The following is a 6,691-nucleotide window of genomic DNA, read 5'->3' as shown; positions in this document are numbered from 1 at the left end:
GTTTAGTTCCATATTCATTGATAAATTCACCCATGGCTTTGGCCGCAAAATATTTTGGTCCTGTTGCACCGCTTTCTCTGATGGCCGCATTGTAGTCATAACTTGTGGTCATACCGCGTGCGCCCCAACCTTCAAAATGAGTACCCCCAAAAAACATATAGTAGTTGATTCCGGTACCTCCACCAAGCATGCTCATTAAACCAATTGCCTTAAAATGACGCGCATCAGAATAGTGTTCTTCACTCAGTGCTCCGGTTACCAAAGAAAACCAACCTCCCTGTAATTCCGTTACGAAGCCAGGAGCATCAATTTGTTTTTTGCGAAGATCATACATCCGGCGGGCACAACTTGGTGCATCACTTAAATTGGCCACGTAATAATTATCGCAATCGAATACCTGCGACAATTCAGGGTCTTTGCTGGCCCTGGTCTCGCTGGTAAGACAGGTAAACAAGGGTACATCAATGCCATTATTTTTATAAGAATGATACAAAGCTTTTAGGAAAATTTCTTTGTCTTTGGTACCATGTGCATCGTATTCATTTTCAATTTGAAACATAATGATGCCCTTTTGTCCCTTCTTCTTCCGGCTAATCTGTTCCGGGGCTAATACTTTAGAAACCGCATTGTACCAATGAACAGACCATTTGATATGTTCAGGATCGGCACTGCGTAACCACAAATCGCCTTTACCGGGACCAAACTTGGCCAGCCAGCGGGGATAACCTCCGCCCGACCACTCAGCACAAAGAAATGGTCCTGGACGTACAATGGTGTAAAACCCAAATTCATCCTGAGCCATCTTTAACCAGGCTTTCAGGTCTTTAAAATCGAATTTGGAATTATCGTTCAGTCCTGAGGGCATACTGCGTTCATGCCAGTTCCAGGGAATGTAAGTTTCTACGGTATTAAATCCCGCTTCCTTGATCTTTCTGAAACGATCACGCCATAGCTCCTGCGGACATCGAAAATAATGGAACGCGGCACTGTAGATAAAAACATCTTTGCCCTCGATGCTCATGCATGAGCCATCATACCGGATGCGATCTGGATGAGCAAATTGTTTTACCGGTAATGATGATGTTGTTAATTGCCGCGATTGAGCGTTTGTGTCGCTTACAAATAAAAACAGGAGTAAGCAGGCGTTTCGGAACATTTGTGTGTGTAAAGATTTTTTCAAGATTCTTTTATTTAGACTTCAATGTGTGGAAAAGTAAAAAGGGGGCTCTAACCAGCCCCCAAATTCAATTATTGTAATGGGTCAAAAGTTCCACCCCATTCTTTATTTTGCAGTAAAACATTTTTTGACTGAGAAATTTGAGATGGTGGGAGTGCATAAAACCAGTGATTCAAATCGAGGTTAAATTTATAGGTTCCATCGCCATCAAGATTATCAATATAGTTTGCGGTAAGCTTGGCACGTGCATCAGCACTAGTGATTTTTTCATACGGCAAAGGCAAGTTGTTCATGTCTTTTACTGTAATATACAAACCATGCCTTCCCATTTGGTTATTCAGGATATCATAACGTTTCCAGCGACGAAGGTCATTGAAGCGCTTATCTTCAAAAGCAAACTCAACAAAACGTTCATTAATGTAAGCTTCCCTTATATCAGTGATGGTTAATGCGGTAAGACCATAATTCCCTCCCACACCTGCAGTAATACCTGCTCGCTTTCTGATTCTTTTTAATACATCTAAAGCCTCTGATGATTTACCCAATTCATTGGCACATTCGCCATAATTCATCAGCAATTCGGCATAACGCATTTCTACCCAATCTGTTTGAGCCTTGAAACGATCCACTGTATTAACTGTGGTATCAATACCCTTACGTTGAAAGAATCCTGTACAGCCCATATTACCGCCGTAACCCGGATGAATAGTTTGAGCAATATTGGTATATTTATCTACTCCATCCTGACGCCAAACGCTCCAAAAACTCATCCCTTTAATATAACCTGGAGCTTGTTCCTCAGGTGTTGGCTGTGGTGTTCCACCGCAATAAATGGTAGAAAAAAAACGATCATCACGATTGGTATAAAAATCAGTCATGAATTGACTGTTGTAGGCTGGATTGTTCAGTTGATTCTTATCAAACTCCATAGGAGATCCATCTTTTTTAGGAAAAGCTAATAAGAGTGATAGCAAAGGCTGATTGGTGTTGTCGGCACCGGGACGAAGGAAACCAAAGTTATTAGAGTGTCCCGGATAAAAGAACTGATTTACCATGATCACTTCTTTATTTCGCTCATCAGTCCAGATGGTATGAAACCTTGGATGCAGGTCATGCCCCTGAGTTGCACCAAAATCAACTGCTGCTTTACAGGCATCATAGGCTGCCTGCCAGCGTGCAGGGTCATTAGTAGGATTAAACAATGGACTTGCGTAGTTAAGCAATACTCGTCCTTTCATGGCCATGGCTGCAACTTTGGTAATACGACCATAGTCTGCTGCGGCATTAGAATAAACACCCGGCAGTAACAAAATGGCACTATCTAAATCTTTAACAATCTGGGCAACACATTCTGAAGTTTTATTTCGGGGTTTGAATAAACCCGGTACATCATTAAAATCCTGTTTGTGTAAAATAATAGGAACTCCTCCCACCTGGTTTACCATACGCCAATAAGACCAGGCTCTCCAGAATTTCGCCTCACCAGTGTATTGTTTGTTTAGTTCATCTGGTAAAACAGTGGTAGGAACGGTTACCAATTCATCCAGAAAAAAGTTGGCTCTATCTATGATGTTGTAGTCAAGACCTGAATTGGTACCTGCTTCTGAAATAATACCACGCAAGTAATTCCCGAAATCTTTAGGAGCATTGATCGCTTCATCTGAACTGGCGCCGTTAAATGGCCATTCCGGCATTGATTTCCCATAGATACCATTAAGGTAAGCTTTGATCATATTGGCATCACCCCATACCATTTCCGGTCCTATTACCCCATTATTTGGGTAATCCAATCCTTTTTTGCAACCCCACATCAGCAATACTGCAGATAGGCCACTAAGGAAGAATTTTACATATTTATTATTGAGTTTCATGTTTCTTAAAGTTTTTTATGAATAATTTAAAGCGACAGATTAACACCGAAATTGAAAGACTTCATTAAAGGGTAGCTAAAGCCCCCACCTATTTCCGGGTCGTAATATTTCTTATTGAATCCACTAATGATAAACAAATTGGATCCGCTGCAATAAAACTTCAAGCCGCCAATCCCCATTTTATTGGTAATACTGGCAGGAAGAGAATACCCAACGTTCAACATGCGTAACCTTAAAAAGTCAGCTCTTTTTAACCAAAAAGTACTGGGAGTATTGGTTACCCAGCTGGTTCCATCATTTGCAGAATAACGTCTGGGTAATGAAGCGTTTGGATTTTCAGGTGTCCATGCATCATAAGCCCATGGTCTCCACATACGGTTCCATTCCACATTCCCATCTACCAGGCCATTCACCATTCTGTACGTGTTCAGGTTACCTGCAAAACTTGCATCAAGACTAATTCCTTTCCATTCAATCCCCAGGTTTAAACCTAGTGAAACAGGATTGGTATTTGTCTTAACAACGGTTTGATCCCAGTCATCAACAATACCGTCCGGTCTACCCTCTTTACCGCTCAAATCAGCATAGGTTAGCTGACCTAACTCTGGAGCCCTGCCCTGAAATTTATAATTCGGATTGGCAGCAACAAAAGCATCCAGATCAGCTTGTGTACGAAGCATGCCTGTATTGATAAAGGTAACTACCCTTGAACTTGATTGATTCAATTCATTTTGATATGGATAGGTAATGTTTTGGTCTTTAAAAATTGGAACTGCATTTGCATAACTGGCATTTACATTTGCATAGTAATTCAAATTACTGCTTTTGTTGCGATAACCAACGGTGAGTTCAACACCATTGGACCTATATTCACCATAGTTTGATGAAGGCAGTGATCGGCTAAAAGTTGGAGGTACCTGAGCAACTCTACCAATAAGAATGTCATAGGTCTTTGTTTTGAAATATTCTGCAGTGGCATTAAAATGGCGCAAGAAATTTACGTCAACACCAACATTATAAGTCCGCGTTTTTTCCCAGGTAATATCAGGATTAACCATTCCTCCATAACCAATACCAACATTATTGCTTGGTGTAGTTCCAAAATATGCAGAATTGTAGTTTTCGTACTTCTGTTGATATTGCCATGCATCAACATTATCCGCACTGGTTGTACCGACAGAAGCTCTTATTTTTAGCATATCAATTCCTTTTACGTTCTCGAAAAAGTTTTCACGAGAGACCACCCAACCCACTGAGCCTGATGGGAAGAATCCCCATCTGTTTTCGGGAGCGAATTTATAGGACCCATCATAGCGGAAAGTAAAACTGGCCAGGTATTTGGCACTGTAATCGTAGAATAGCTGGCCAACGTATGATTTTCGTCCGGTAGTCTGTTCTGTTTTCCCCCCAACAAAAGAATCCACACGGTCGCCACTGGTGGCCCACCATTGATCCGTATAGATTGTGGGAAACCTTTCACGGGTTCCATTTAAACCACCTCCTTTATTTTCTGCCTTTTCATAGGTAAGCCATCCCTGCACATGGTGCTTTTCTGCAAAAGTATGGTCATAGTTCAACTGAAAATTCAGCTGAGCCGCATCACCCCAGGTATATTCTTCGGAAAGATATTCTGAATTATGCCCCGACAGCTTGGTTGTTAGCATATCAGATTCTTTGGTACTGATCTGTTTTGGTGTGTCGAAGGTTTTCATCACCCACATATTATAGCGCTTAAAATAAGTCTTGCTACGATAATTATCGAATGCCCTGATGTACTGAGCAGAAGCGCTAAGGCCATCGATCAAAGGAATTTTATACGTCCCTTTTAAATTAATGACCGGTTTTAACGAGTTCTCCTTGGCATATCCTCCATCACCCCTCATTTCTGCTCCCTCATTGTTCCAGTCCCAGGCAATAGGATTGCCTGCATCTGTCCATACCGGATTATATGGCTGCCTTAATAATTCGGCACGGTATTCATCGTGTTCAGCTTTTCCAGGAGGTCTTTTGGTAACATTATTATTTGCGGAAACCCCGGCAAACAAGGTTAAATTTTTAGTGATATCGGCCGTAAGGTTAACGCGAAAATTGTATTTATCGAAAGATGTATTTTTCTGGAAAGCATTCTGTTTTACATAAGAACCACCTACAAAATAACTGAGTTTGTCTGTCCCCCCTGAGGCACTGAGGTTATGTGTAGTCGTAGAAGGATCCTGCCAGATATCTTCTATAACGTCATATCCCCAACCATTGTTGATATTTTTGAAATAATCAAAATCTGATTGGGTCCAACGATCAGCTGCAGTTGGATTAATGCGGTTATAGATTTCTCCGGTTTCAATTGCACTGGTTCTTTCTGCATTTTTCCCTCTTTTATCAAAGCCGGTATTAAATGAATAATTGATTTTAGCTTTCTGATTTCTTTCTCCTCGTCTGGTTGTAACCACGATTACACCTCCAGAAGCACGTGCACCATATGCAGCTGTAGCAGCAGCATCTTTTAAGGTCGTGATGTTGTCGACATCATTGGGACTCAAATTATTAAAATCAGCTGCATTATCGGTAACCAAACCATCAATAACAAACAAAACTTTTTGATCGTTAAAGGAAGACTTTTCTCGAATTTTAATTTCAGGAGCAGTTCCGGCACGACCTGCTGGGGTGTTTACCCTAACCCCTGCCATTTGTCCTGCCAGTAAGTTCCCCAAGGTTGTGGTTGGAATGGATCTTTTGGCTTCATCCATTTTCATAGTTACAACAGAGCTGGTAACTAAATCCTTTTGCTGTTTTCCGTAACCAATCACAACTTCTTCAAGTTCCTTGACCATTTGGTCCATTTCAATGTTAAGACGAGCTTTTGCCTCGACCACTATATCCTGAAATCCGATCATTTTAAACAACAACTTGCTGTTGGCAGGCACTTTAATTTCAAAATTACCATTGGCATCGGTAGTTGTTCCAAGCTTATTGTCTTCGACTGAGACCACATTAACACCAATTAGAGGTAATTTATTTGATTTTTCTGTTACCGTTCCTGTAACTGTAATTACTTCCTGTATGGTCTCAATCATCTTGGCCATAGGCTTAATAATAATGGTTTTCTCATCAATGGTGTAAGTCAGGTTCTTTCCATAAAGGATTTCCTCCATCACCTTATCTAAGGAAGCGTTGCTAAAGTTGGCTTGTATTGTATTATTGGCATTCAGTTTATCCGGCTTCCATAAAACATTATAACCTGTTTGTTTCCTGATTTCTTTAAATACAGTATTCAGGGTTACACTTCCCTTGTTAAGGGTTAACCGCTGCGCAAAGCCATTTGCGCTTACCTGCATTATTGCCGCTATTAGTATAACTGTAGCTAGTTTCATAACTAGTAAGATTTTATTTATGTACGGCCGGGGCCTGCATATAAATTTTGTAGAATTTTTATACATTTGAATGTTTAAGATTAAGCTTTAAGATGTTGTTTCTTGACAATTTTGGGCTACCTGAACAGTATTACCAGTATTCCGATTGCAGTCGGGTGCTGGTTTTTTTCTATTCCGGCTTTTTTGCCACTAAGGCTCTGTTTTTTCTTTCAGATTGTTCATAATTTTGTTGGTTTAATACTTGGTTATATTATATCATTTGTGTGTGTGGTTCA

General features: G+C 40.6%; 3 protein-coding genes. All 3 read right to left on the bottom strand.

The genetic code is table 11. The annotated features are described in order from the left end of the window. Positions 1-1,180 (bottom strand): beta-galactosidase (locus HQN83_RS24595; protein WP_217277468.1); only part of this gene is annotated, 1,180 nt, incomplete at its 3' end. Positions 1,181-1,248: 68 nt separating this feature from the next. Then, positions 1,249-3,048: a RagB/SusD family nutrient uptake outer membrane protein gene (locus tag HQN83_RS24590; RefSeq protein ID WP_173094327.1), complete on the bottom strand. Its 1,800-nt coding sequence runs from the start codon at positions 3,046-3,048 to the stop codon at positions 1,249-1,251. Positions 3,049-3,074: 26 nt separating this feature from the next. Continuing rightward, positions 3,075-6,416, bottom strand: coding sequence for a SusC/RagA family TonB-linked outer membrane protein (locus tag HQN83_RS24585; RefSeq protein WP_173094325.1), 3,342 nt, complete (start codon positions 6,414-6,416; stop codon positions 3,075-3,077). Positions 6,417-6,691 lie beyond the last annotated feature (275 nt).

The sequence above is a fragment of the Pedobacter foliorum genome (assembly GCF_013266735.1).
GTDB lineage: Bacteria > Bacteroidota > Bacteroidia > Sphingobacteriales > Sphingobacteriaceae > Pedobacter > Pedobacter foliorum.
This window is presented reverse-complemented; position numbering and strand designations above follow the sequence as displayed.

Excerpts from the sequence above, each read along its gene's own strand:
- HQN83_RS24590 (WP_173094327.1), bottom strand. The coding sequence starts at position 3,048 with ATGAAACTCAATAATAAATATGTAAAATTCTTCCTTAGTGGCCTATCT.
- HQN83_RS24585 (WP_173094325.1), bottom strand. The coding sequence starts at position 6,416 with ATGAAACTAGCTACAGTTATACTAATAGCGGCAATAATGCAGGTAAGC.